The 26429-nt window shown below is 43.8% G+C and carries 17 protein-coding genes, 2 tRNA genes, 3 rRNA genes and 3 riboswitches; of the genes, 5 read left to right on the top strand and 17 right to left on the bottom strand.

Translation table 11 applies throughout. The features are described 5' to 3' along the window. Positions 1-2: 2 nt before the first annotated feature. Positions 3-1136 (bottom strand): 5-(carboxyamino)imidazole ribonucleotide synthase, encoded by a 1134-nt coding sequence (gene purK, locus ACYX4O_RS01870; protein ID WP_476354064.1) that lies wholly within the window; start codon positions 1134-1136, stop codon positions 3-5. Then, on the bottom strand, positions 1114-1614 hold the full coding sequence (gene purE, locus ACYX4O_RS01865; protein ID WP_476354062.1) for a 5-(carboxyamino)imidazole ribonucleotide mutase: 501 nt from the start codon (positions 1612-1614) through the stop codon (positions 1114-1116). The genes purK and purE overlap by 23 nt, the downstream gene beginning before the upstream one ends. A 149-nt stretch (positions 1615-1763) precedes the next feature. After that, positions 1764-1865: riboswitch (purine riboswitch) on the bottom strand. Between the two features lie 439 nt (positions 1866-2304). Between purE and ACYX4O_RS01860 the strand changes: the two genes are divergently transcribed. Beyond that, the gene (locus ACYX4O_RS01860) at positions 2305-3801 is read left to right on the top strand and encodes a glycine betaine uptake BCCT transporter (RefSeq protein WP_476354060.1); all 1497 of its coding nucleotides are present in this window, start codon (positions 2305-2307) and stop codon (positions 3799-3801) included. 63 nt (positions 3802-3864) lie between these two features. On the opposite strand, the gene purB is transcribed toward ACYX4O_RS01860, so the two are convergent. The 3 genes from purB to ACYX4O_RS01845 all read right to left on the bottom strand — a co-directional run bounded on the left by purB (position 3865) and on the right by ACYX4O_RS01845 (position 6099). Then, positions 3865-5160, bottom strand: a complete 1296-nt coding sequence (gene purB, locus ACYX4O_RS01855) for an adenylosuccinate lyase (RefSeq protein WP_476354058.1) — start codon at positions 5158-5160, stop codon at positions 3865-3867. Between the two features lie 191 nt (positions 5161-5351). Next, positions 5352-5549, bottom strand: coding sequence for an NETI motif-containing protein (locus ACYX4O_RS01850; protein WP_188655431.1), 198 nt, complete (start codon positions 5547-5549; stop codon positions 5352-5354). Continuing rightward, positions 5542-6099 (bottom strand): DUF2179 domain-containing protein, encoded by a 558-nt coding sequence (locus ACYX4O_RS01845; protein ID WP_476354057.1) that lies wholly within the window; start codon positions 6097-6099, stop codon positions 5542-5544. The genes ACYX4O_RS01850 and ACYX4O_RS01845 overlap by 8 nt, the downstream gene beginning before the upstream one ends. A gap of 209 nt (positions 6100-6308) precedes the next feature. On the opposite strand from ACYX4O_RS01845, the gene ACYX4O_RS01840 reads away from it, so the two are divergent. After that, positions 6309-6743: an Hsp20/alpha crystallin family protein gene (locus tag ACYX4O_RS01840; protein ID WP_476354055.1), complete on the top strand. Its 435-nt coding sequence runs from the start codon at positions 6309-6311 to the stop codon at positions 6741-6743. 38 nt (positions 6744-6781) lie between these two features. Here the strand turns inward: ACYX4O_RS01840 and rrf are convergent. The 10 genes from rrf to ACYX4O_RS01790 all read right to left on the bottom strand — a co-directional run bounded on the left by rrf (position 6782) and on the right by ACYX4O_RS01790 (position 20517). Further along, positions 6782-6897 (bottom strand): 5S ribosomal RNA (gene rrf, locus ACYX4O_RS01835). Positions 6898-7096: 199 nt separating this feature from the next. Next, positions 7097-10011 (bottom strand): 23S ribosomal RNA (locus tag ACYX4O_RS01830). Positions 10012-10115: 104 nt separating this feature from the next. Beyond that, a tRNA-Ala gene (locus ACYX4O_RS01825) sits at positions 10116-10191 on the bottom strand. A gap of 23 nt (positions 10192-10214) precedes the next feature. Continuing rightward, a tRNA-Ile gene (locus tag ACYX4O_RS01820) sits at positions 10215-10291 on the bottom strand. 194 nt (positions 10292-10485) lie between these two features. Then, positions 10486-12048 (bottom strand): 16S ribosomal RNA (locus tag ACYX4O_RS01815). The 16S, 23S and 5S rRNA genes sit together here with 2 tRNA genes alongside, the layout of an rRNA operon. Positions 12049-12643: 595 nt before the next feature. Continuing rightward, entirely contained in the window at positions 12644-13972 is a 1329-nt protein-coding gene (locus tag ACYX4O_RS01810; RefSeq protein WP_476354053.1) for an NCS2 family permease, read from the bottom strand. A gap of 114 nt (positions 13973-14086) precedes the next feature. Beyond that, a riboswitch (purine riboswitch) is annotated at positions 14087-14188 on the bottom strand. 80 nt (positions 14189-14268) lie between these two features. Continuing rightward, on the bottom strand, positions 14269-15807 hold the full coding sequence (gene guaA, locus ACYX4O_RS01805) for a glutamine-hydrolyzing GMP synthase (RefSeq protein WP_476354051.1): 1539 nt from the start codon (positions 15805-15807) through the stop codon (positions 14269-14271). A 136-nt stretch (positions 15808-15943) separates the two neighbouring features. Next, positions 15944-16045, bottom strand: a riboswitch (purine riboswitch). Between the two features lie 27 nt (positions 16046-16072). Then, on the bottom strand, positions 16073-18289 hold the full coding sequence (locus ACYX4O_RS01800; protein WP_476354049.1) for a transglutaminase-like domain-containing protein: 2217 nt from the start codon (positions 18287-18289) through the stop codon (positions 16073-16075). Next, positions 18289-19554 (bottom strand): DUF58 domain-containing protein, encoded by a 1266-nt coding sequence (locus ACYX4O_RS01795; RefSeq protein ID WP_476354047.1) that lies wholly within the window; start codon positions 19552-19554, stop codon positions 18289-18291. Before ACYX4O_RS01795 ends, ACYX4O_RS01800 begins: the two co-directional genes overlap by 1 nt. Positions 19555-19557: 3 nt before the next feature. Then, positions 19558-20517, bottom strand: a complete 960-nt coding sequence (locus tag ACYX4O_RS01790) for an AAA family ATPase (RefSeq protein ID WP_476354045.1) — start codon at positions 20515-20517, stop codon at positions 19558-19560. 260 nt (positions 20518-20777) lie between these two features. On the opposite strand from ACYX4O_RS01790, the gene ACYX4O_RS01785 reads away from it, so the two are divergent. Together ACYX4O_RS01785 and ACYX4O_RS01780 are read left to right on the top strand one after the other, a co-directional pair. Continuing rightward, the gene (locus ACYX4O_RS01785; protein WP_476354044.1) at positions 20778-22394 is read left to right on the top strand and encodes a glycoside hydrolase family 68 protein; all 1617 of its coding nucleotides are present in this window, start codon (positions 20778-20780) and stop codon (positions 22392-22394) included. Between the two features lie 266 nt (positions 22395-22660). Further along, positions 22661-23953 (top strand): purine/pyrimidine permease, encoded by a 1293-nt coding sequence (locus ACYX4O_RS01780; protein ID WP_476354042.1) that lies wholly within the window; start codon positions 22661-22663, stop codon positions 23951-23953. A gap of 42 nt (positions 23954-23995) precedes the next feature. On the opposite strand, the gene ACYX4O_RS01775 is transcribed toward ACYX4O_RS01780, so the two are convergent. Further along, positions 23996-24373, bottom strand: coding sequence for a nuclear transport factor 2 family protein (locus ACYX4O_RS01775; protein WP_476354040.1), 378 nt, complete (start codon positions 24371-24373; stop codon positions 23996-23998). Positions 24374-24390: 17 nt separating this feature from the next. After that, positions 24391-24870, bottom strand: coding sequence for an RrF2 family transcriptional regulator (locus tag ACYX4O_RS01770; RefSeq protein WP_476354038.1), 480 nt, complete (start codon positions 24868-24870; stop codon positions 24391-24393). A gap of 159 nt (positions 24871-25029) precedes the next feature. On the opposite strand from ACYX4O_RS01770, the gene ACYX4O_RS01765 reads away from it, so the two are divergent. Continuing rightward, positions 25030-25920 (top strand): fructose bisphosphate aldolase, encoded by an 891-nt coding sequence (locus ACYX4O_RS01765; protein WP_207528954.1) that lies wholly within the window; start codon positions 25030-25032, stop codon positions 25918-25920. Positions 25921-26429: the final 509 nt, after the last annotated feature.

Below are 26429 nucleotides of genomic sequence, written 5' to 3'. Positions count from 1 at the left end.
CGCTACCCCCTGGTGCCAAGTACAACCTGGTCTTGGTCTAATTTTTCTTTAGCTTCTTCAACCGTTTTACCGATTGCTGTCACGTGACCCATCTTGCGCATGGGTTTAACCTTGTCTTTCCCATACAAATGAACGTGACAATCGAAAAAGTGATGAGCGTTTATGCCGTAGCTTTCTGCCTCTGTCCCGATAATATTTCTCATCACCGCCGCATAGGGTGTGTCTATATTTAGAAGAGGCAATCCACAAATGGCCCGAATATGTTGTTCAAACTGAGATACATTACAAGCTTCTATCGTAAAGTGGCCCGAATTATGAGGGCGAGGTGCCATCTCATTAACGTAAACATCCTCTCCCACTACAAACATCTCGACAGCAAACGTTCCGACTACACCTAAGTAGGCAGCTATTCGCACCGCGTACGTCCTTGCTTTATCCAATACTTCACTAGATACAGATGCAGGTACTACACTTTCTCGTAGCATATGATGTTCATGAAGGTTAGCTGGCATAGGGAATACGGCAATATCACCGTCCATCCCTCTTGTCATAATGACAGAAACTTCTGTATCGAACGGTAACCAGCTTTCCAATATGCAACCTCCATGATCTTTAAGGAAACGTTGTGCTTCGTTCACATCTTCCTTGCTCCTTATACGAAACTGCCCCTTGCCGTCGTAACCACCTTCAACCGTTTTAATTACACAAGGAAAACCAATCGAATCAACCGCTTCCTGGAGATCATCGGTTTTATCAAGTAGTCGATACGGAGCTACAGGAACGCCTGCTTGTTCAAGCCGCTTCTTCTCCCTCCCACGGTTCTGTGTAACTTCTAGTGCTTCAACACCTTGAGGAAGCTTCCCCTGCTCAACTAAATACTTGGCTAACGAAAGGTCTACGTTCTCAAATTCATACGTTATAACCTCACTCACTTCAGCAAGCTTCTTTGCTCCTTCAAGACTATCTAAAGCAGAAGGAATATGGATATCTGCAACCTGAGCACAAGAGCCATTCTTTACAGGATCTTGCACCGCAATTCTATATCCCATTTGCTTTGCGGCCACAGCCATCATACGGCCAAGCTGTCCTCCTCCAAGTATGCCAATAGTAGCGTTAGGTAAGATTGCTTGATTCATAGAGTTGCCCCCTCATCTCTTCAACGTTTTCTTTAAGTTCATCCCGGTAAGCTTTCAATCGATTAGCTAAATCGTGGTCAAATACGGCTAATATTTCAGCGGCCAGAATGCCAGCATTTTTGGCTCCAGCCGTACCTACAGCCACGGTGGCTACAGGGATTCCTCCTGGCATTTGAACGATTGACAACAACGAGTCCCAACCATCTAATTTCGATTGAACAGGCACTCCAATAACCGGTAGAGTTGTTTTAGAAGCAACCATGCCTGGCAAATGCGCCGCGCCCCCAGCCCCAGCAATAATAACCTTTAGTCCCTTACTCCGCGCCCCGTCTGCGTATTCGAACATATCTTCTGGAGTACGGTGAGCTGACAGAATTCCTTTCTCATACGACACACCAAGATGCTCTAACATGAAGCAAGTATGTTTCATCGTTTCCCAGTCTGATAAACTGCCCATCACTACACCTACATCAGCCATTTGTATTCTTCCTTTCCTATTTAAAAGTAACGGTGACTTCTCCCCCTAGTTTCTACGTATAAAAAAAGCGCCTATTATCTCATCTCAATTTGAGAGAAGATAATAGGCGCACGAATAAGTCCAATCACATCTATATGTAATAGGTACACTTGTGTCCAATCTTCCCTCATAGTCCGACCATTTAAGGTAGTCAGGTAGAAACTTACGGGCCTTATCCCCGAGATTATATGAGGTACATCGTTCTTTTCATTTATACTTATACTCTAACAATACTCCTTAAATAAATCAACAATACACGAACATTTAAATTAAATTACACTAAATTCGTTCGCCTTCATTACATCCATACTTTTAGTTATTTCAATATAATATGGTAGAAAATAAGGTAGATTTTAATCGTTGAAACCAAAATACTACGACCCGTCAGATCTAGTAGAACGTAATGTTTAATAATATTAATAGTAGGGGTTTACATTCTCTGAGGCGGGGTATGTTTACCATACAGACAACCCCTGACCTACCCAGCATAATTCCAATTCCTTCAATTTTTAATAGTATACTACCAGCTAAGTAATTATTTATTGACGATTCTTAAAAAAATGTTACACTTATATTCGGAACAAAACGTTTATACCAAATGTACAGTTTAAACTAAACAAATAATTACATTTGTATCAGGAAGGGGATTCGATGAATAAGGTAACTCCTGTTTTTTGGATATCACTCGCTATTTCAGCAGTCTTTGTTCTTTGGGGAACGATTTCGCCAAGTAACTTACAAGCTGTTTCTGGAGAGATCCAAGGATTTCTTACCGACAAATTCGGTTGGTTTTACTTACTCACTGTATCTATATTTCTAATCTTCTCTATTTATTTAGTAGTCAGCCCTTATGGGAAGCTAAAGTTAGGACAACCTAACGATAAACCAGAATATAAAACAATTACATGGTTCGCTATGTTATTTAGTGCTGGTATGGGAATTGGCCTTGTATTCTGGGGTTCAGCTGAACCATTAGCACACTTTGCAACTCCACCAACTGGAGATGCCGAAACAACTGAAGCAGCTAAGAAAGCTCTTCGCTACGCATTCTTCCACTGGGGCTTTCACGTATGGGCCATCTACACAGTGATTGCTCTTGCGATCGGTTATTTCAAATTCCGTCGTAAAGCACCTGGTGTTATTAGTGCAACTTTCGAACCGCTATTAGGTGAGAAAGCAACAAAAGGAACACTTGGTACAGTTATCGATGTTATCGCTGTATTTGCTACAATATTTGGTGTAGCTACATCCCTTGGACTTGGTGCTACCCAAATCGCAGGCGGGCTAGCGTATATATCTCCAATTGAAAATACGAAATTCACCCAGTTCATCATTATTGCGATTGTAACAGTGCTCTTTATGATTTCAGCATGGAGTGGCTTAAGTAAAGGTATTAAGTACTTAAGTAATACGAACATTGTATTAGCAGTTGGTCTAATTGCAATGACGCTTATATTAGGTCCTACTGTATTCATTATGAACACTTTTACAACAACATTAGGTTCTTATATTCAGAACTTACCAATGATGTCATTCCAAATGGCACCTTTAAGCTCTGACCAAAACGATTGGATTCAAGGATGGACGGTCTTCTACTGGGCTTGGTTTATTTCTTGGTCACCGTTTGTTGGTACATTTATTGCACGTGTATCAAAAGGACGTACAATTCGTGAATTTATCATGGGTGTACTTCTTGGACCAAGTATCTTCAGTGCATTTTGGTTCGCTGTATTCGGAGGAACAAGTCTTCGTCAAGCATTAGATGGAAACACAAGTCTAATCGACTTACCAACAGAACAAGCTCTATTTGGTACATTTGAAGGTTTACCAATGGGAATCATCCTAACGGTTATCGGAATCTTACTAATCAGCACATTCTTCATTACATCTGCTGACTCAGCAACATTCGTTCTAGGAATGCAAACAACAAACGGTAGCTTAAACCCACCAAACGTTGTGAAGTTAAGCTGGGGTGTTATCCAAGCAGCTACTGCAGCAGTATTACTAGGAGCAGGAGGCCTCGGTGCGCTACAAACAGCCGCCATTGTTTCCGCCTTCCCGTTCGCCTTTATACTCCTGTTTATGTGCTGGTCCTTACTGATTGCCTTAAATCAGGATGCAAAAGCAGCCAATATAAAGAAAAAGTAGACACAAAAAAAGCTATGGCAACTGCCATAGCTTTTTTGTATCCATTTTGGCTTTTATAGAGTGTTAGCTTAAGCCAATTCGCTCAAACACATGGTCAACATTTTTCAAATGATAGGTTGCATCAAAACACTCATCCAACTTCTCTTCACTTAAAGCGCTAGTAATCCGTTCATCCTCTTCAACAAGTTCACGGAACTGCACACCTCTTTCCCAAGCATCCATAGCCTTTGGTTGTACAATGTCATAAGCCTCTTCCCTAGACATCCCTGTATCAATAAGAGATAACAAGACTCGTTGAGAGAAGATTAACCCGTATGTCTTGTCCATATTCTTCTTCATATTGTCTTCATAAACGGTCAGGTTCTTCACGATTTTACTAAAACGATTCAACATATAATTAAGTGCGATTGTAGAATCAGGTAGGATAATGCGCTCAGCTGATGAATGGGAGATGTCTCTCTCGTGCCAAAGAGGAACGTTCTCGTAAGCTGTAAGCATATGACCTCTCACTACTCTTGCAAGGCCCGTCATATTCTCAGAACCAATCGGATTTCGCTTGTGAGGCATTGCAGAGGACCCTTTTTGTCCTTTAGCAAAGAACTCCTCAACTTCTCGGGTTTCAGATTTTTGTAAACCACGAATTTCGACTGCAAATTTCTCAATAGATGTCGCAATTAAGGATAGCGTAGAAAGATAGTGCGCATGACGATCTCGCTGAAGTGTTTGAGTGGAGACAGGGGCAGGCGTCAATCCAAGCTTCTCACAAACGTATTCTTCAACAAATGGGTCAATGTTCGCATAAGTTCCAACAGCACCTGAGAGCTTCCCAAATTCAATATTATGAGCAGCCATCTCAAAGCGTTCTAGATTGCGCTTCATCTCTTCGTACCATAGAGCAAGCTTTAATCCAAATGTAGTCGGTTCGGCATGAACTCCGTGAGTACGTCCCATCATAACAGTATACTTATGCTCTTTCGCTTTATCAGCTAGGATATCAATAAATGTCTGTAAATCATGACGTATAAGATCATTCGCCTGTTTCAACAAATAAGATAAGGCCGTATCGACAACATCCGTCGAAGTCAGACCATAATGAACCCATTTACGCTCTTCCCCAAGCGTCTCGGATACAGCACGTGTAAAGGCCACAACATCGTGACGAGTTTCCTGTTCAATTTCTAGTATACGGTTCGTATCAAACGAGGCATTTTCACGAAGTCGTTGAACATCATCCGATGGTATGTACCCTAGTTCACTCCATGCTTCACATGCTAAAATTTCGACCTCTAACCAAGCTTTATACTTATTTTCATCCGTCCAAATAGCACCCATTTCAGGTCGTGTATAACGTTCAATCACAATCATCATCCTCCCATTAAATAAAAGGGCCTATTATCTATGGATAAAAAGATAATAGGCTCACTTGTCACGTTCTTAGCTTGTCCTACCTCCCGGACAAACCATGACTGTCTATTCGTATAGTACCAATAGTCAGGGAAAAAAGCAACATTTTCCGAACGTTTTATTCAATTGTTATACTATCGTTCGCATTAGTTTTGTTTTACAGCATCAAACACGATCTTGCTTCCAATCGGCTCTACTTTCTTCTCACCATTTTCAATATGTTCCTGAAAGATCGGCTCTTCTACACGGCGAATAGGTGTATAGCCTTCTTCTTTCATTGTATTAAGCACAGAATCAATGGTATCGCCTTCTTCTACTGTAAACCGTTTCTTTTGTTTACCCATCTTTGTTCAGCTTCCCTTTCCTTACTTGTTTCACCCAGAAACCGCCCCGAATTTGCTTTGGTTCGTAAGCGACAATAAAGGCTTTAGAGTCAATATTTTTAATGGTTTCATATAAGGACAATTCATACTTACGAGGTGTAAGGATTTGCATGGCCAGACGATCCCCTTCCATACCGTAAGCAAACCAACTCGTTACACCATAACCTTTGTCTCTCAATTTTTTAGTAAACTCAATATCCGGATTAGATGAAATGACATTTACCGTAATATATCCCAGAGCAAGCTTTTCTTCAATTTTCATTCCTACAATAACACCTAAACCAAATCCTAAAGCATAGGCAACGACGTTTTGAATTTGATCGAGGTTATCAAGCACAAGACCAAGGCCTACAATATAAACTGTAATTTCAAATACACTAATAAAGGCTGCCCAATAACGCTGACCTTTTAGAGTAAAGATCGTTCGAATCGTTAAAAACGATACATATACGATATTGACTACTAAAATAATCAACACCATTGCCCAACTGTTCTCTAACAGATTCTCCATAAAAACGAGACCGACTCCTCTCTTGGAACTAATAATTGTTTATTTCCCAAATACGGGACATTCACCCACTTTACCTCTTATGCATACACTATAGCGCAATCCATTAATAATTCTCAATTAATTTCTACTTTCTTTTTGTTATAAATGGAAAAAGGACAGAGAAAGAGCACCAAAAGCACCATTAATAGATCCAAAAGGAGCGAATTAAGATGGACCCTTTCCAAAATATGAATAACTGGCGTCAGAACATGGACCGATTTTTTGGGGAAGATTTTTGGGGAGAATTTGAAGGCATTCTAAAACCAACTATCCCTCAAATCAATATGTACAAATCGGACAATGAACTTTTGCTACTGGTGAATGTACCAGGATTAGAAAACCTAGATGACCTAGATATCTTTGTGGATTACTCTATACTAGAAATTAAAGGCATCATATCTCTACAAACCGCTCAGAAACAGTGTATACAAGAAGAAATCCTCCAGGGCACATTTGAACGAAAAGTAGAGCTCCCTTACCCTGTACGAGGAGATCGCATGCAGGCCACTTACCGTAATGGCATTGTCGTTATCCAACTACACCGAATGATTCAAGAAGAAGGAAAACGAAACAAAATTAAAATTAAGCCTTTAGACGAAAAATAAACCCAGAAGAATTGATCTTCTGGGTTTATTTTTGAAATGCATGGCGGCGTCCTACTCTTGCGGGGGTGAAACCCCGACTACCATCGGCGCTGAAGAGCTTAACTTCTGTGTTCGGCATGGGAACAGGTGTGACCTCTTCGCCAAAACCGCCATACTATTGTTTTGTTGAAGGAGTACCTTCAAAACTAGATAAGAATTACGACATCGTGCCTGATCACGTGTTTGCGCTTGAACTGGCTTCCAGCTCCAACTCCCAGACCCTAGCGTATAAGTCATCTTTTCTACAAAGGCTAATCGCCTTTTCCAAGAATCTGTCTTATCCGTACGGGTCTAAGCGGTCGTTTGCGCTTTAGATAGATAAGCCCTCGATTTATTAGTATCGGTCAGCTGCACGTGTCACCACGCTTCCACCTCCGACCTATCAACCTTGTCGTCTACAAGGAATCTTACTCACTCGAAGTGATGGGAAATCTCATCTTGAAGTGGGCTTCATGCTTAGATGCTTTCAGCACTTATCCCTTCCGCACGTAGCTACCCAGCTGTGCTCCTGGCGGAACAACTGGTGCACCAGCGGTGCGTCCATCCCGGTCCTCTCGTACTAAGGACAGCTCTCCTCAAATTTCCAACGCCCACGACGGATAGGGACCGAACTGTCTCACGACGTTCTGAACCCAGCTCGCGTACCGCTTTAATGGGCGAACAGCCCAACCCTTGGGACCGACTACAGCCCCAGGATGCGATGAGCCGACATCGAGGTGCCAAACCTCCCCGTCGATGTGGACTCTTGGGGGAGATAAGCCTGTTATCCCCGGGGTAGCTTTTATCCGTTGAGCGACGGCCCTTCCATGCGGTACCGCCGGATCACTAAGCCCGACTTTCGTCCCTGCTCGACTTGTAGGTCTCGCAGTCAAGCTCCCTTGTGCCTTTGCACTCTGCGAATGATTTCCAACCATTCTGAGGGAACCTTTGGGCGCCTCCGTTACTTTTTGGGAGGCGACCGCCCCAGTCAAACTGCCCACCTGACACTGTCTCCGGACCGGATTACGGTCCTGGGTTAGAATGTCAATACAGCCAGGGTGGTATCCCACGGATGCCTCCACCGAAGCTAGCGCTCCGGTATCGACGGCTCCCACCTATCCTGTACAAGCTGTACCAACATTCAATATCAGGCTACAGTAAAGCTCCACGGGGTCTTTCCGTCCTGTCGCGGGTAATGCGCATCTTCACGCATAGTATAATTTCACCGGGTCTCTTGTTGAGACAGTGCCCAATTCGTTGCACCTTTCGTGCGGGTCGGAACTTACCCGACAAGGAATTTCGCTACCTTAGGACCGTTATAGTTACGGCCGCCGTTTACTGGGGCTTCGGTTCAAAGCTTCGCCTAAGCTAACTCATCCCCTTAACCTTCCAGCACCGGGCAGGTGTCAGCCCCTATACTTCACCTTTCGGTTTCGCAGAGACCTGTGTTTTTGCTAAACAGTCGATTGGGCCTTTTCACTGCGGCTCCTCCTATGAAGGAGCACCCCTTCTCCCGAAGTTACGGGGTCATTTTGCCGAGTTCCTTAACAAGAGTTCTCCCGATCACCTTAGGATACTCTCCTCGTCTACCTGTGTCGGTTTGCGGTACGGGCACCTCTTTCCTCATTAGAGGCTTTTCTTGGCAGTGTGAAATCAGGAACTTCGGTACTATAGTTCCCTCCCCATCACAGCTTGTGATTGATGCACGGATTTGCCTATGCATCTCACTCACTGCTTGGCCGCTCACATCCAGTGGAGCGGATTCCCTATCCTACTGCGTCCCCCCGTCATTCAAACGGAAAGGAGGTGGTACAGGAATATCAACCTGTTATCCATCGCCTACGCCTTTCGGCCTCGGCTTAGGTCCCGACTAACCCTGAGCGGACGAGCCTTCCTCAGGAAACCTTAGACTTACGGTGGAAGAGATTCTCACTCTTCTTTCGCTACTCATACCGGCATTCTCACTTCTAAGCGCTCCACCAGTCCTTACGGTCTGACTTCACTGCACTTAGAACGCTCTCCTACCATTGTTCGTAAGAACAATCCACAGCTTCGGTGTTATGTTTAGCCCCGGTACATTTTCGGCGCAGAGTCACTCGACCAGTGAGCTATTACGCACTCTTTAAATGATGGCTGCTTCTAAGCCAACATCCTGGTTGTCTGAGCAACTCCACATCCTTTTCCACTTAACATAAACTTAGGGACCTTAGCTGGTGGTCTGGGCTGTTCCCCTCTCGACTACGGACCTTATCACTCGCAGTCTGACTCCCAAGGATGAGTCGTTGGCATTCGGAGTTTGACTGAATTCGGTAACCCGATGAGGGCCCCTAGTCCAATCAGTGCTCTACCTCCAAGACTCTTACCTTGAGGCTAGCCCTAAAGCTATTTCGGAGAGAACCAGCTATCTCCGTGTTCGATTGGCATTTCACCGCTACCCACACCTCATCCCCGCACTTTTCAACGTGCGTGGGTTCGGGCCTCCAGCCAGTGTTACCTGGCCTTCACCCTGGACATGGGTAGATCACACGGTTTCGGGTCTACGACCACATACTATTTCGCCCTATTCAGACTCGCTTTCGCTGCGGCTCCGATTTTTCATCTTAACCTTGCATGGGATCGTAACTCGCCGGTCCATTCTACAAAAGGTACGCTGTCACCCATTAACGGGCTCCAACTACTTGTAGGCACACGGTTTCAGGTTCTATTTCACTCCCCTCCCGGGGTGCTTTTCACCTTTCCCTCACGGTACTGGTTCACTATCGGTCACTAGGGAGTATTTAGCCTTGGGAGATGGTCCTCCCGGATTCCGACGGAATTCCTCGTGTTCCGCCGTACTCAGGATCCACTCCGGAGGAAACAAGATTTTGACTACAGGGCCGTTACCTTCTTCGGCTGACCGTTCCAGATCATTCATCTATCTTGTTTCTTGATAACTCCAAAGGAGTGTCCTACAACCCCAGAGAGCAAGCTCTCTGGTTTGGGCTGATTCCGTTTCGCTCGCCGCTACTCAGGAAATCGCGTTTGCTTTCTCTTCCTTCGGGTACTGAGATGTTTCAGTTCCCCGAGTCTACCTTCCTTAACCTATGTATTCAGTTAAGGATCCTACCCCATTACGGGTAGTGGGTTTCCCCATTCGGAAATCTCCGGATCATAGCCTACTTACGGCTCCCCGAAGCATATCGGTGTTAGTCCCGTCCTTCATCGGCTCCTAGTGCCAAGGCATCCACCGTGCGCCCTTATTCACTTAACTATCTAAAATCAATGTGAAAAGACGCATCATAATGATGCTTACGTTAAATCTAACGTTGGTTTGATGTCTAATTCTTATCTAGTTTTCAAGGTACTAATAGAAATTGGTGGAGCCTAGCGGGATCGAACCGCTGACCTCCTGCGTGCAAAGCAGGCGCTCTCCCAGCTGAGCTAAGGCCCCATAATTAAATTTAGAAACAGAAATGGTGGGCCTGAGTGGACTTGAACCACCGACCTCACGCTTATCAGGCGTGCGCTCTAACCAGCTGAGCTACAGGCCCATTCCTTATACTTTTGAAGAATCGATCTTTCAAAACCGAACGAAACAAACATGAACGCGATATTGTGTCTAGCTCCGGCGGCTAGAGGCTAGCGAGATAAGCAATCAAGCTGCAGTGGCTTAACGCCACTTCCGCTTGCTCGCTTATCCGTACGCCTCTGTTCAAGCCGCCTACGCTTTCCGTATAATCCTTAGAAAGGAGGTGATCCAGCCGCACCTTCCGATACGGCTACCTTGTTACGACTTCACCCCAATCATTGGCCCCACCTTCGGCGGCTGGCTCCAAAAAGGTTACCTCACCGACTTCGGGTGTTGCCAACTCTCGTGGTGTGACGGGCGGTGTGTACAAGGCCCGGGAACGTATTCACCGCAGTATGCTGACCTGCGATTACTAGCGATTCCGGCTTCATACAGGCGAGTTGCAGCCTGCAATCCGAACTGAGAATGGTTTTTTGAGATTTGCTTGACCTCGCGGTCTCGCGGCCCTCTGTACCATCCATTGTAGCACGTGTGTAGCCCAGGTCATAAGGGGCATGATGATTTGACGTCATCCCCGCCTTCCTCCGGTTTGTCACCGGCAGTCACCTTAGAGTGCCCAACTGAATGCTGGCAACTAAGATTAGGGGTTGCGCTCGTTGCGGGACTTAACCCAACATCTCACGACACGAGCTGACGACAACCATGCACCACCTGTCATTCCGTCCCCGAAGGGAACTCCCTATCTCTAGGGATAGCGGAAGATGTCAAGACCTGGTAAGGTTCTTCGCGTTGCTTCGAATTAAACCACATGCTCCACCGCTTGTGCGGGCCCCCGTCAATTCTTTTGAGTTTCAGCCTTGCGGCCGTACTCCCCAGGCGGAGTGCTTAATGCGTTAACTTCAGCACTAAGGGGCGGAAACCCCCTAACACCTAGCACTCAACGTTTACGGCGTGGACTACCAGGGTATCTAATCCTGTTTGCTACCCACGCTTTCGCGCCTCAGCGTCAGTTACAGACCAGAGAGTCGCCTTCGCCACTGGTGTTCCTCCACATATCTACGCATTTCACCGCTACACGTGGAATTCCACTCTCCTCTTCTGTACTCAAGTTCCCCAGTTTCCAATGGCCCTCCACAGTTGAGCTGTGGGCTTTCACATCAGACTTAAGAAACCGCCTGCGCGCGCTTTACGCCCAATAATTCCGGACAACGCTTGCCACCTACGTATTACCGCGGCTGCTGGCACGTAGTTAGCCGTGGCTTTCTGGTTAGGTACCGTCAAGGTACCAGCATTTCCTCTGGCACTTGTTCTTCCCTAACAACAGAACTTTACGATCCGAAGACCTTCATCGTTCACGCGGCGTTGCTCCGTCAGACTTTCGTCCATTGCGGAAGATTCCCTACTGCTGCCTCCCGTAGGAGTCTGGGCCGTGTCTCAGTCCCAGTGTGGCCGATCACCCTCTCAGGTCGGCTACGCATCGTCGCCTTGGTAAGCCGTTACCTTACCAACTAGCTAATGCGCCGCGGGCCCATCCATGAGTGACGGCCGAAACCGCCTTTTACCAGTGAACCATGCAGTTCACTGGGTTATTCGGTATTAGCTCCGGTTTCCCGGAGTTATCCCGATCTCATGGGTAGGTTGCCCACGTGTTACTCACCCGTCCGCCGCTCGATCCACAACAATCACCCCGAAGGGATCATGTTGATTCACGCGCTCGACTTGCATGTATTAGGCACGCCGCCAGCGTTCGTCCTGAGCCAAGATCAAACTCTCCATAAAGTTAGAGTTTGCCTAGCATCAAATAAATGATTACTGGCTTTAAAAAATAATTTAAAGACATTGACGTTACATGTTGTTTCGTTCAGTTTTCAAAGATCAAATGTTTCTTCAATGTGTTTCTTTTGCTTGTCCGCCGTTTAACAGCGACTTTTATATCTTATCATGTGGATGATTTTGAGTCAATAACTTTTTTAAGTTTATTTTCATCTTTTTTCATCCCGATCTCTTTATTAACAAGGAATCATTCGTTAGTTGATGACTACCTCAAGATCGTTTGTTGTTTGCGTCGTTTAACAGCGACTTAAACATCTTATCATGCGGTTGATTTTGAGTCAATAACTTTTTTAAGTTTACTATCATCTTTTTCAACCTGATCTCTTCTATATTAATAGAAAGGCAAATGCGTTTGTTGATCACTACCTCAAGATCGTTTTGTTGTTTGCGTTGTCGTTAACGCAACGTTTAATAATGTACCACGGGACCTAAGAGTTCTGCAATAGTTTTTCTAAAATCTTTTTCTTCCCCTTCCCTAAATTCTCATAAAAAAAGAGGAGCAACCACTGTCATGGCGCTCCTCATCCTTGTTAAAAAGAAATTAGATTAAGAATATAAAATAAGCCAGGAAAACAACAAATAAGAAATACATGATTGGATGGATCTCTTTCCCTCTTCCTTTTAATATCATAGTTAATGGATAAAAGATAAAGCCAATCGCTATCCCTGTAGCAATACTATACGTTAGTGGCATCGCAATGACGGTAAGGAAAGACGGAACAGCTATTTCGAATTGGTCCCAATCTATATTCTTCAACGAACTACACATCAATACACCAACGATAATCAGAGCTGGCGCTGTTACTTCTGCTGTAACGACGCTTAACAATGGAGAGAACAAGAGTGATAAAAGGAAGAAACCTGCTGTCACAACTGAGGTGAAGCCTGAGCGACCTCCAGCTGCTACACCTGCTGTCGATTCTATATAGGAAGTAGTCGTTGAAGTCCCCACTACTGAACCTACTACGGTTGCCGCAGAGTCTGCAAATAAAGCACGACCAGCACGCGGTAACTTGTTCTCCTTTACAATACCAGCTTGCGTTGCAACAGCGACAAGTGTTCCGGCAGTATCAAAGAAGTCTACAAATAAGAATGTTAAGATGACAATCCACATCTCTCCTGAAACAAGTACAGAAGGTAAATTCTCAATAGCAGCTCCGAATGTCGGAGCAACACTTGGTGGTGTACTTACTACGGCTGACGGCGTATCAATTAAACCAACGATGATTCCACCAATCGTTGTAATCACGATTCCGTAAAAGATTCCACCTTTTATATTAAGGGACATTAGAATTACTGAAATAACTAATCCAAAGATCGCAAGAAGGGTCGCTGGCTGCGTTAAATCTCCTAACGCAACAAGTGTGTTTGGATTCCCTGTTATAATCCCGGCATTTTGAAAGCCAATGAACGCAATGAACAGTCCAATTCCCGCTCCCACTGCTAACTTTAAATTGCTTGGGATGGCGTTTATAATCTTCTCTCTTAGACCCGTAACGGTTAAAACAATAAAGATAAGTCCTGATACAAGCACTCCTGCCAATGCCTCTTGCCATGGAATGGCGAACTGCAACATAACGGTAAAGGAGAAGAAGGCATTCAGCCCCATACCTGGAGCTAATGCTATTGGGTATTTTGCCAGAACCCCCATAATTAATGAACCAACGGCTGCGGCAATTGCGGTAGCTGTAAACACAGCACCTTGATCAATCCTTGTTACACCCTCCGGTAAATCCTCTACACCTACAAGCGCTAATGTAATCGGGTTGACGACAAGGATATATGCCATGGCTAGAAACGTTGTTAAACCAGCTATAAACTCTGTACGAAAGTTTGTCCCCAGCTCTTCAAATTGAAAGAATTTTTTCATGTTAGACCCTCCCCGAAACCAGTCGATATAAAAAAAGAAACTCTTAGCGTTAAGCGCCAAGAGTTTCTGATCCAAAGACAGAGTTCATGATTAAGAGAGATTACTAGAATCCACTTGAATCATATGCTCCATCGTAGTCGAGTCATTTACGGTAACTCGGTAGAAACTCTTGGGCCCTATCCCCAATATTATACGACGGTTCGTGTTTTATTTTATCTAGTTCTATCATACTAGCAAAAACGAGAAGAGTCAATGCTAAATACGAATATTCTAAACTAACATCAATTAATTGTTCGTTATTCCCACTCAATAGTACTAGGCGGCTTGCTCGTCACGTCATACACAATTCTATTCACGTGGTCCACTTCATTCACTATCCTAGTTGAAATCAGCTCTAGAACATCATATGGTATCCTCGCCCAATCTGATGTCATCCCATCAATAGACGTTACAGCACGAATGCCAACTGTATAATCATAGGTGCGAGCATCACCCATAACACCAACACTCCGGATGTCAGGTAACACCGTGAAATACTGCCAGATGTCACGTTCTAACCCTGCGTTCTTCACCTCTTCACGCAGGATTGCATCTGATTCACGAACAATTTTTAGCTTTTCATCTGTAATTTCACCTAATACTCGAATCGCAAGACCAGGTCCCGGGAAAGGTTGGCGCCACACGATATGGTCTGGAACCCCTAGTTCTGTACCTAAGGCACGAACTTCATCTTTAAATAACGCATTCAATGGTTCGATCAGCTTAAATTGCATATCTTCCGGAAGGCCACCTACATTATGGTGAGACTTAATGGTCTGAGCGGTCTCCGTTCCACTTTCAATAATGTCTGTGTAAAGCGTTCCTTGTGCAAGGTAGTCTATATCCTTTAACTCTTCGGCCTGTTCATCGAAGACATAAATAAATTCATTCCCGATAATCTTACGCTTCTGTTCAGGATCTGAAACGCCTCTTAGCTTAGACATGAATCGCTCTTGTGCATCCACTTTTATAACATTCATGTTAAACCCTTCCCTAAATGTCTCCATCACCGTGTCCGCTTCATCTTTACGAAGTAAGCCGTGATCAACAAAGATACACGTAAGTTGATCTCCAATTGCACGATGGATCAGGGCTGCTACTACAGAAGAATCAACTCCACCGCTTAGGGCACAAAGAACTTTTTGATCGCCTACTTGTTCGCGAATTTTCTCCACTTCAAGTTCAATAAAGTTCTCCATGGTCCAGTCGCCTTTTTCGTCGCATATATCAAAGACAAAACGCTTCAGTACTTCATTGCCATATTCAGAATGACGCACTTCTGGGTGGAACTGTACCCCGTACATCTTCTTCTCTTCAAAGCTAATAGCAGACACAGGGCAAGAAGGGCTCGTTGCATCAACAGAGAAACCTGCCGGAGCTTCAACAACTTTGTCACTATGACTCATCCAGACGACTTGATCTTTTGGAAGATCTTTAAATAAAGAAGGCTCTCCTTCTACTTGTAGGTTAGCTTTCCCGTATTCTCTTTGAAGCGCACGTTCCACTTTACCACCATAGTGATGAGTCATAAGCTGCATTCCGTAGCAAATACCAAGAACAGGGATATCTAGTTCAAATATAGCCGGATCACAACGGAAGCTATCTTCAGCATAAACGCTGTTGGGTCCACCGGATAAAATAATGCCAGTCGGATTCATTTCTTTAATTTCTTCTGCTGTTAATCGATGAGAATGGAGTTCGCTATATACCCCAAACTCACGAATCCGTCTTGTGATTAACTGGTTATACTGACTTCCGAAGTCTAATACTAAAATCTTGTCATGAACTTCTATCATGATGCGCTTCACTCCTTTGTATTTGCTTTGCCCTTTAATGTCCTCTTTCGCTTTGGTCAATAAAAAAAGAGACTTCTGCCTCTATGACTATAGAAAAGGCAGAAGTCCCCTCATTATTTCCTGGTTCTAGAGAATGATATACGACTCCCACCTTCATAGTCAGAGCATTATCGGTGCTCCGGTAGAGACTCTCGAACCATATTATCGAGGATATACGAAGGGAATAATTAAGTTGCAATCATTCTATCAAGCTAACGATTCCCGGTCAAGACAACGTCTTTTTAATTAAATTTTCCCACAATTCACTCATTTTATCCCATGGATGCTGGGATGAATCTTTTTGATAAATAAGCCGCTCGTAGTAATAGGTTAATTGCCCCATCTCCTGACTTCTATAATGTTCATCAACGGAATGAGCGAACTCCTGGAGTGTCTGATCGCTTGATCGGTTCAGATCCTCTTTCTTATCTAATACTTTCAATAGAAATTCGTACGCCGCTTCATAATTCCGCTGACCTGGATGCTGGATATACTTTTTTCTATAATAGATAGTCATCAAGTGATAGCGATATTTATACGCCAACCCTAGAGAAACAAGAACAAATACAGCCAATACAATCCATAGCCACGCAGGAACTGTAAAGCTCCCTCCGCTTCCATTGGATTCGTCTGCCTCACTCGCCATATCTTGCTCATCCATTTCAGGTGTTTGTTCTTGGTTTTGTTCTAGCTGTTCTTGTAAATTCTCGTCAACCTCTGAGGATTCTTGGTCCTCTTCCCCAGTATCTTCTAAATAAAAGTCTGTATGGTTGCCAAAGCCTTTCGTCGGTTCAAAAGCTACCCAGCCTACATCTGGGAAGTAAACCTCTACCCAAGAGTGAGCGTTAGCGCTCGTTACCTGATAGACGTTCTTAAGTTCTCCATTTACTTCTATAGAGTCAATTTGCTCTCCACCCGTGAAACCTTTAGCCCACCGGGCCGGAACACCTACACTACGCAGGAGTACGACCATTGAAGTAGAGAAATTATCACAGTAGCCAACTTGGGTGTCGAATAGGAACTGGGCTGTATAATCTTCCTCTTCATCTGGCACAGGAATATTGTTCGTACTATACTCGAAGCCATTCCGCTGGAAGTATTCTTCAACAGCACGCGCTTTCTCATAACGGTTGCTACTTTCCGCAACAATCTCTTCCGCTAAATCTCTGACTTGTTGTGGCAAGCTCTCTGGCAATTGCGTGTAAGCCTGATCAATCTGCGGCGGATCATCCGTTCCACTTTCTGAAAGCTGCGAGAAGGAGAAACTAGGCTGCGCGTAGGAGAGCTCATACCCATTTAACTGAATCGATTCTCCATTCTTCTGAGGTAGAATCTCCCCTGTAGTCGGGTTAATGACTAATGTGTCCGCTTCACTGTCCGACACCTTTTGAATGCCATATGGATAGACAAGTTTTGAAAACGTGGCATTATCATTCATCGCGATCGTTGCCACCTTGTCTTCACGCTTAACAGCATCACTAAAGTACCCTAAGTTAATATCATTAGCGACTACCTGCTCACTCGGGTTCCCTTCACTAGAGCGAATCCACCCTTTCCCCGTATAAACGTCTTTCGTCTCAATACGCCAATAATGTTCATTATCAGCTACAGCTTGAAAGACAGGAGTATTGTCTTGAACAAAGGAGCCACCTAATTGTTCGTCGTTCGTGCCATACCCTACTTTCTGAATCGAGTTGCCACCTGAACCTCCTACACCGTTTACCGCCCCTTGGATAAACGGAACGGGATCGGGCCATTGAGGGGCTTTCTTAGGCGCTGCATAGCCAATCACACTTGCAAATAAGACTACAACCATAAGTGGGATAATCCACGCCTGATAGAGACGCTTCCCCCTAATGGTAATCGATTCTTTCTCCATTTCTTTAATGAAGCTAGACAAGCCCATTGCAATCAGGGAGATCAGGAACGTTCGGATAATCGCTCCCTTACCTTCATATACCGTGAATGTATCCAAGACGGTTACGTATACAATCGTCAATATAACAAAGAAACTCGTTCGCTTTGCTATGACAAACCAGTAGTAAAGCAAGTAACTCATTAACCACAGCAAAAGTAAGAAAAGCATACTACGGAATAAAGGGGTCATCTGCCACCACTGATTCGCCAGCATTACATCGAAATTAAACTGAATATGTTCATAAACATACCGGAACCATTCTCCACTAAGGAACCGTTGCCCAATAAACAACCCATCTAATACAAAAGCTAAGCCTATAAGTTTCATAGGGACAGTCAAAAACCACGGTAAGTGAATAAACGATAAGAAGAAGCAAAATGCAGCATATACAACAAATACAGCCATGTTAGCTGTATCGGTAATTTGATCTAAAGGCCGGAGCCATTCCCAGAACAGTAAGAATCCACAAAGATAAACGATCCCTCTAAACAAAGATTGATTACGCTCGACTGGGTCGTTCGCCATTATGTATTCACCTCAAATTTCACTTGTGTCATTTCTGATTCTGACAAGACATTAACCACAACCCCACTCACACCTAACTCACGAAGGAATTGCCGTTGTTCACTCGTGATCTGTTCTTTTGCTTCTATATAAAAGAAAACAACTCGCGCATGTTTTTCTTTCAATCGAATTAATGAAGTTTTTAAGGAAGGGGCGAGACTGCGCGAGACAACCATAACGATTAAGTGATTCGGCAATCCTTGTTGCTGCTTCAATAATGATTCAGCAAATGTTGTTTTCCCTACTGGTTCGATCTTAGATAAGTACTGATTCATCCCATCGTACTGAGTACGGTCCTTCGTGAAAGGAAAGAATTTATGTTCACTCCCTAAAACCAAGAACGCAAGCTGAGATTCCCTTCTCTTATAGTTTTCAATGATGGAAGCCGTCAGTTCCACACTTCCTTCAAACGCTAATCGTTTCTCTCCAACACCTTCAGTAGCATCAAGAACAAGCAATACATCAGAACTCTTCTGTTGTTCGAATTCCTTCGTCATCATAGCATTCTTCTTAGCTGATGTTTTCCAGTCAATCCAAGAGAATCTATCTCCTGGCGCATATTCTCTTACACCTGTTACAACAGTGGTATCCCGCTTTGTTTGAGAATAGGAAGGAGCTGCTCCCTCATCAAAACTGTTCACTCGCTTCGTCATCGAGACGCCTCTTCTGTGAGGATATACGAGCACTCTGCCAGGTACTGTATAATAAGCTTGCTTTGATACAAACCCAAAGAAGTCCCCTGTCTTTACTCGTATACTATGAAAATGGTGCTCCCCTCGAGGTAGATAGGGCAATTCATAATGAAAGTGAATGGAACGCTTGAACCAAGGGAATGCCACCCGCTTAATTCGTTTCGCCTTTCTTAGTTCATCAGGATTACCCATATATTGATAACCTTCTGATTTCGTCCCTACCCTATTGAGTGTCTCAGGAACATATTCCTCTATGACACAATAATAAAGAGGAAATGGAAACTTCCTTTCTATATGAACGTCAACCGCTAACGTATCTCCAGATTGAAACATATATTTAGACAGCGTTCGATCTATATTCCAATTAGAAATTGGATAGAGCAATACCCCTAACATATATAATAGGAACGGAAGCATCCCGTAAAACAGGAACCAACTTACAAAGCCACCCTGAAACATAGCATAAGCATATAAAATGACAAAAAGAAGAATCGTAAACACGAATTTCGTCACGACATTGAGTGTTTGCTTCATCTGTTATGTTTCCTTACGCACTGGGATTGAGACTTTTTGTAGGATGTCATTCACTAAATCACTGGAGTTCATTCCCTCAAACTTCGCTTCTGAATTCAGAATGAGACGATGAGATAATACGAAAGGCGCTAAGTACTTTACATCATCCGGAAGAACAAAGTCCCTGTCTTGAATAAAAGCATACGCTTTTGCCGCTTTCATAAGTGCGATCGATCCACGAGGACTCACACCGAGGTAAGCTGACGGATGACGTCTTGTCTCTGAAACCACATTAACGATATACCGTTGAATATTCGGGTCAACATACACCTCACTTGCTTGATTCTGTAACTCGATCAGTTCTTCTTTCGTCATAACGGCCTGAACTCGGTTGATCGGATGGTCATTCGATATTAAGTCAAGCATCTGCATCTCTTCAGCTGCTGAAGGATACCCCATATTTAATTTCAATAAGAAACGATCTAACTGGGCTTCAGGTAGTGGATATGTGCCTTCATATTCGATTGGGTTTTGAGTAGCCATAACGAAGAACGGGCTTTTAAGTTCAATTGTGTTCCCATCAACCGTTACATGACTTTCCTCCATCCCTTCTAACAACGAAGACTGAGTCTTAGGGGAAGTACGGTTAATTTCATCCGCAAGCACAATATTCCCTAACAGTGGGCCTGGCCGAAATTCGAACTCAAGCGTTTTAGGGTTATAAATAGAAACTCCCGTTACGTCAGAAGGTAATAGATCTGGTGTGAATTGAATACGTCTAAATTCACAGTCCACTGACTTTGATAGTGTTCGAACAAGCATCGTTTTCCCTACACCCGGGACGTCTTCTAAGAGAACATGACCCTTCGCAAGTAAAGCTACGATACTTAATGTTGTCACTTCTTCTTTACCGATCATGACACTCTGTATGTTCTGAAATAGATCATGTACTTTTCCATGAGCTAAGTAAGTTTGCTGAGACATGTTATTGGATTCCTCCTATGAAATAATCTTCTACTATCTATTAGAATTTTTCGTCTATTCCAACTATACTACATCCGACTAGCCTATGTGCAGTAGAATGCGCAGGAAAAAAATCCCCTAAACCCTTACAACCGCCTGCATTTGATAAAATGCGCAGTTACACCGGACAGTTTGTCTATACCAATCTCACCCTCTCGCATAATCTATAGCAAGCTTCTAAAAATAGAAGCAAATTCATATGTTGGAAAGGAATTGGTAGAATGCATCAAAATAACAACTGTCAATATGACCAAGACGGCCGCTGCCGTAAATGCAATAAGTTCTGCAAAAAGTTCGAATGTTGCTTAGAGCAGAGTCAAGGGGCTACCCCCTCTGCTTGGACCAGACAACAAGCGGAACAAATTCGAATCACTTCAGATAACGCTGCACCAATCATCCAAGAGCCATTTGAAGATACTGCACCAGACCTTTGGGTATGGGACACGTGGCCTCTTCGTGAGAAAGATGGTTCAATCGCAGTTCTTCCTGGAGGATGGCGTGTCATTTTCTCTCTTACAGCTCCAAGAAGCGTGCTACCTGGCAAACGTCATGACATCGCAACGATTCGATACTTCTATGCTCGAGATGGTCAAGACTGGATTCCAGGGGGCGTCGTATTCCCAGAAGGGGATGCATTAGGTTCTCGTCAGTGGGCTGGATCAGCTTTTGTAGAAAACGGAGAAATCTTTTTCTTCTACACGGCTACCGGTCGTCGCAATGAAGCACAAGTCACGTATGAACAGCGCATGGCGTTCGCAAAAGGGGACGTCTTCTCTGATTTGAATGGTGTTCTATTCAATAACTGGGAAGAGCACTCCATCATCCTCGTCCCAGACGGCGAATTCTATCAAACTCAGGAACAATCAAGCGGTGGGATTATTTACTCGTTCCGTGACCCTTGGTATTGGATCGATCCTGAGAGCGGCTGTGAATATATTATTTTTGAAGGAAACACAGCCACACCTCAACAGCCAATCGATCGTGAATGTAACCCAGAAAACATTGGAGATGGAGACTTCCGAAGTGGCAACGATGTTCCGGACGGCTCTGCCAACTTTAATGGAAATGTAGGAGTAGCCCTTCTTCGTAGCAGCGATTACCGTGAGTGGGAACTTCTCCCTCCAATTCTTGAAGCAGATTGTGTGAACCAACAGCTAGAGCGTCCACACATTGTCTATGTAGGCGGACGTTACCACCTATTTATTGTAAGCCATAAGTTCACGTTTGCCCCAGGCCTTGACGGTCCAGATGGTCTGTATGGCTTCGTGGCTAACGACTTCCGTGGTAACTATGTTCCTTTAGGTGAAGGCGGACTCGTTGTAGCGAACCCACCTGAAGAACCATTTCAAGCTTATTCATGGATCGTATTACCAGACCTGTCTACGCTAAGCTTTATTAACTACTACAACCTTGATGGTGTTAGCTTGGACCAGTTACCATCACTTCCCGATCAATTCATCTTCAACCGCTTCGGCGGAACATTAGCACCTACGTTACAACTATCTATTAATGGAACAGAAACCCAAATCGTAAATGAATTAGCACAAGGCCTCGTAATGGAATCTTCTACAGAAAGCGCCCCTTTCACACCACGTTGTGAGCGTGATGGGAAATGCGGAGGCGGTCGTAGACGTGGCGAGAATGATATGGATGAAGACATGGAAACGGAAGAAGATATGATGGATGACGATATGTCTGATGATGGCATGAACGGTCATGGCTACAAGAGAAAAGGCGGTCATGGCAGACGTCGCAGAGATGTTGTTTGCGAATGTGAAGTAGACCGAAACGGAAATGTATGTACGCACTGCAACCGACGAAGACGTCGTAGAAGCTAAATCGTTATTAGAAAGGAGGTTCCCTATTGGGAGCCTTCTTCTTTATTTTCATTTATTGAATATAGGGGACAGCCGGGAAACCATTTACCCCTTCCCCCTCTTTACCCATTTCCAATTTTATCATATTCACAGAGTCCCTTGCAGTCATAAGATGTCGGCTATTGATCTTTAAAATTTAAATCTATCATTAGGTAAATAGAGAGTGATAAACTAGATAAGTTATTTATTCGTTTAAATTATGAGGATTTTTACAAGGAGTGTACATAGTGAATAAAGCAACAATATCAACGAATACCATGGAAACCTTTCAGTGGTTTGTGTTTCTTCTAGCTAGTTCTGTTGCTATGCCCATCGTTATTGGATCGATTTATCAACTAGATTTCTTAGAAATATCCGGTTTAATGCAAAGAACGTTCTTTACTGTAGGAATCGCGTCTTTATTACAAGCGCTGTTTGGGCACAAGCTGCCGATTTTTGAGGGACCTGCCGGGATTTGGGTAAGCATTTTCTCCGTGATGGCCATCACAGGTATTCAAGCGGGCGGCACGTATAAAGGCACCCTCCAAACCCTTGAAGCCACAATGATTGTTACAGGAATCTTTTTATTCCTCTTCGGAGCTTTTAAGATTTCTCAGAAAATCTTGCCCATCTTCACACCCCTCGTTACAGGGACATTTTTCTTACTCTTAACCGTCCAACTAAGCGGTACCTTCCTAAAAGGAATGCTTGGACTTCAAGGTGAGGTTAGTCTTATTCAAGGGAAACAATCTCTACTCGCCTTTTTAACATTCTTTATCGTCCTCGGCTTATCAACGTTTGCCAGAGGATGGTTAAGCAGTTATGCCGTCTTTATTGGAATCATTATCGGGTGGATTGCTTTTAGGATTGTAGTAGGAGGAGAGGGGGAGCAAGCTTCAGTGAGCCTGTTTGCTGCACCTGAATGGTTTGCATTTGGAGCCCCAGACTTTAATTTTAGTATCATTCCAATTGCTTTTATAACCGCAATTATATCCATTTCTAATATTGTTGCTTCCATTGTTGCGGTGAAGCAGACGTTAGGAATGAAACAAGAGGGTCAAGGTGATGAAGTGAATAAAGGAACAGCCTTCTCCGGGATTAATCACGGGATTGCTGGTGTATTTGCTTCTGTCGCTAACGTCCCTTTAGCCACTTCTGCTGGATTTATTGCTTTAACAGGCCAAAAGCGAAAGCAACCTTTTATTTATGCAGCGATCTTACTTGTCATTATTGCTTTTTTCCCACCGGTCGTGGCGTTTATTTCAAGTATCCCTGCCCCAATCGCCAATGCGGCTTTAATGGCCTCATTCGTTCAGCTCGTCGGGTTAGCACTAAACAACGTAACCATGCAACCATTGGATTCGAGAAAGATCACCATTGTCGGGGTCGCGTACTTATTTGGTATGGCAACTATGTTCCTTCCAGCTGAAGTGTTCAAAGACCTACCTGCCCTTGCCCAAAACTTAATGAGCAACGGCCTCCTCATTGGCACAGGGCTTGTCATTCTGTTTGAACAAGCGTGGAAAGTTAAGAACGAATAAACATTACTGAAAGGAACAGGATTCCTGTTCCTTTCTTACTCTTTAATAGGAGTTAAATAAATCTTGCGCGTCAGGAACGTTTTCAAGATAAACAATTTTCCCGGAATCATTTAGCCGAGCCATGTCTTTCCCAGTCTGTGTATAAACCTTTCCTGAAGCAAGCTTGCCACAAACAGCCCATCGTGTTTCATATAAGTCTGATCCTTCTACCTTCTCCCAACCTTCATACATATGCTTAATATCGATATTGTTTTGAAAAATCATCTTCATAAATTGTTTCCAAGTTTCAATTCCTTGTTTTCTATCTCCATTTAACACAAATACAAAGTCCTCGGTGAATAACTGATTCAACTCTTCCATCGCACACTTACTTGTTCTTGACTGATCGAACAAATCAAAATATTTACTTAAGTTTTCCATGTTGATTCCTCCTTTATTTATATAACCATCTTATCTTCAATCGCATTACGCAAATGCTCAATGCTTTCCTCTGGGCAGGTTTCTTTAATTTTCTCATTCAAGGAATATATGGTTTCTCTTTTTAAGATCTCTTTCCAAGATTGTTCAGCCTCCCCCATTAAACTAGAGAGGATATCCACCTTTTTTTCTTGGATGTTCACCAGGTCGTAAAAGACACCTGTCGATGAGTAAAGCGATTGTTTTCCTTCTATTGCTAAATATACGTCATAGATCGTAATCGCTTGAGGGTCGCGTTTCATTTTGACCCCACCTTTTTTGCCAGGTACAGATGCAACTAGATCTGCGCTGACCATTTTCCTGAGTATTTTTTGAAAATAGGTTGGTGAAGCTCCCAAATGTTCACTGATCACTTCTCCTGGCACAACAGCTTTATTGGGCAGGAAATTCATGATTAGTAAAGCGTAGACAGCTTGCTCTACCCCTGTTTTCATCTGCATATCATCACCCCTTAAAAGCAGACAATTATTATCCACTTTATCTACTTTATAATATAGCAATAAAATTATCAATACAGTCTCTTTAAAAGATTCCATGTTATGCAACGTTCAATTAAGGGAAGTATACTAATGGACTTTTTCAAAAAAGGAGTGGGAACCATGAACAACAAACAATTCGATAAAATCAAAAACGGTAAAGGATTTATTGCCGCACTTGACCAAAGTGGCGGAAGTACACCGAAAGCATTAGCAGATTATGGTGTACCAGAAGATGCTTATTCTGGCGAAGATGAGATGTTTGATCGAGTTCACCAAATGCGTACAAGAATCATAACGTCTCCTGCTTTTGATTCCGATAAGATCCTAGGCACGATCCTATTTGAACAAACGATGGATCGTGAAATCGAAGGCAAATATACAGCCGACTACCTTGCTGACAATGACATTGTTCCGTTCCTTAAAGTGGACAAAGGACTAGCTGACAAAGAAAACGGCGTACAGCTTATGAAACCTATTCACGACTTAGAAGAAACATTACGCCGTGCCAACGAACGAAACATCTTCGGTACGAAGATGCGCTCAGTCATCCATGAGCCAAACCCATCAGGTATCAAAGCTGTCGTCGACCAGCAATTTGAAGCAGGTAAACAAATTATCGCTGAAGGCCTTGTGCCAATCATAGAACCAGAAGTAAACATTCACAGTGAAGATAAAGAGAAATCTGAAGAAATCCTACGAGATGAAATTCTGAAAAACTTAAATGACCTTACAGAAGACGAAAACGTGATGCTTAAACTTTCTATTCCAACGAAAGCAAATACGTATAAGGAATTAGCTGAGCATCCTCGCGTTGTACGTGTCGTTGCCTTATCAGGCGGGTATTCTCGTGACGAAGCCAATGAGAAGTTGAAAGAAAATGAAAACCTAATTGCAAGCTTCTCTCGTGCATTGATCGCTGACTTGAATGCGAATCAATCTGACGAAGAATTCAATAAGTCACTACAGCACGCTGTAGACGTCATTTATGATGCTTCTGTAAACAAGAAATAACTAAACGAAAAGCCTCCCTATTAATGGGAGGCTTTCGTGTGTTTTACTCGTAATTGAGAGAATGTTTCCGTTTGCCTTATTAGAGCGTAAGGTGGTTCGGGAAATCACTCGCTTTCCGCGGCGAGCTGGGGAGCCTCCTCAGTCGCGTTCGCTCCCTCCGGGGTCTCCCCTAGATTGAAAAGTGCAGGCGTGGTGCCTAGGACCGTACGGATAAGACAGCTTTTTGGAAAAGGCGATTAGCCTTTGGAAAAAAGATGACTTATCACGCTAGGTCCTCCACGCCGGAACTAGACTGGCTCCTACTGCCGCAGGAGTCTCGCAATTTCCCGAACCACCTTTTCCATATATAGGAGGAACGGAAAACATGTCATATATGTGTGAGGGAGCTGTTCAACATGCCTAAATAGGGCCGTTAGTCCAAAACATTGCAAGGGGTGTCTTGGGAACGGGGAGACTCCTGCGGGAGAAAGAGGTCGACGAGACCCCGCAGGGTGGTTTTCCCGAGGAGG

It is taken from the genome of Pontibacillus sp. ABV4_188, from assembly GCF_056311905.1.
The sequence above is the reverse complement of the archived record's forward strand: the minus strand, read 5'-3'. Positions and strand labels throughout refer to the sequence as shown.

What these genes read in the sequence shown, in the direction of transcription:
- purK (WP_476354064.1), bottom strand. Translation starts at nt 1,136, where the DNA reads ATGAATCAAGCAATCTTACCTAACGCTACTATTGGCATACTTGGAGGA.
- purE (WP_476354062.1), bottom strand. Translation starts at nt 1,614, where the DNA reads ATGGCTGATGTAGGTGTAGTGATGGGCAGTTTATCAGACTGGGAAACG.
- ACYX4O_RS01860 (WP_476354060.1), top strand. Translation starts at nt 2,305, where the DNA reads ATGAATAAGGTAACTCCTGTTTTTTGGATATCACTCGCTATTTCAGCA.
- ACYX4O_RS01850 (WP_188655431.1), bottom strand. Translation starts at nt 5,549, where the DNA reads ATGGGTAAACAAAAGAAACGGTTTACAGTAGAAGAAGGCGATACCATT.
- ACYX4O_RS01845 (WP_476354057.1), bottom strand. Translation starts at nt 6,099, where the DNA reads ATGGAGAATCTGTTAGAGAACAGTTGGGCAATGGTGTTGATTATTTTA.
- ACYX4O_RS01840 (WP_476354055.1), top strand. Translation starts at nt 6,309, where the DNA reads ATGGACCCTTTCCAAAATATGAATAACTGGCGTCAGAACATGGACCGA.
- ACYX4O_RS01810 (WP_476354053.1), bottom strand. Translation starts at nt 13,972, where the DNA reads ATGAAAAAATTCTTTCAATTTGAAGAGCTGGGGACAAACTTTCGTACA.
- guaA (WP_476354051.1), bottom strand. Translation starts at nt 15,807, where the DNA reads ATGATAGAAGTTCATGACAAGATTTTAGTATTAGACTTCGGAAGTCAG.
- ACYX4O_RS01800 (WP_476354049.1), bottom strand. Translation starts at nt 18,289, where the DNA reads ATGGCGAACGACCCAGTCGAGCGTAATCAATCTTTGTTTAGAGGGATC.
- ACYX4O_RS01795 (WP_476354047.1), bottom strand. Translation starts at nt 19,554, where the DNA reads ATGAAGCAAACACTCAATGTCGTGACGAAATTCGTGTTTACGATTCTT.
- ACYX4O_RS01790 (WP_476354045.1), bottom strand. Translation starts at nt 20,517, where the DNA reads ATGTCTCAGCAAACTTACTTAGCTCATGGAAAAGTACATGATCTATTT.
- ACYX4O_RS01785 (WP_476354044.1), top strand. Translation starts at nt 20,778, where the DNA reads ATGCATCAAAATAACAACTGTCAATATGACCAAGACGGCCGCTGCCGT.
- ACYX4O_RS01775 (WP_476354040.1), bottom strand. Translation starts at nt 24,373, where the DNA reads ATGGAAAACTTAAGTAAATATTTTGATTTGTTCGATCAGTCAAGAACA.
- ACYX4O_RS01770 (WP_476354038.1), bottom strand. Translation starts at nt 24,870, where the DNA reads ATGCAGATGAAAACAGGGGTAGAGCAAGCTGTCTACGCTTTACTAATC.
- ACYX4O_RS01765 (WP_207528954.1), top strand. Translation starts at nt 25,030, where the DNA reads ATGAACAACAAACAATTCGATAAAATCAAAAACGGTAAAGGATTTATT.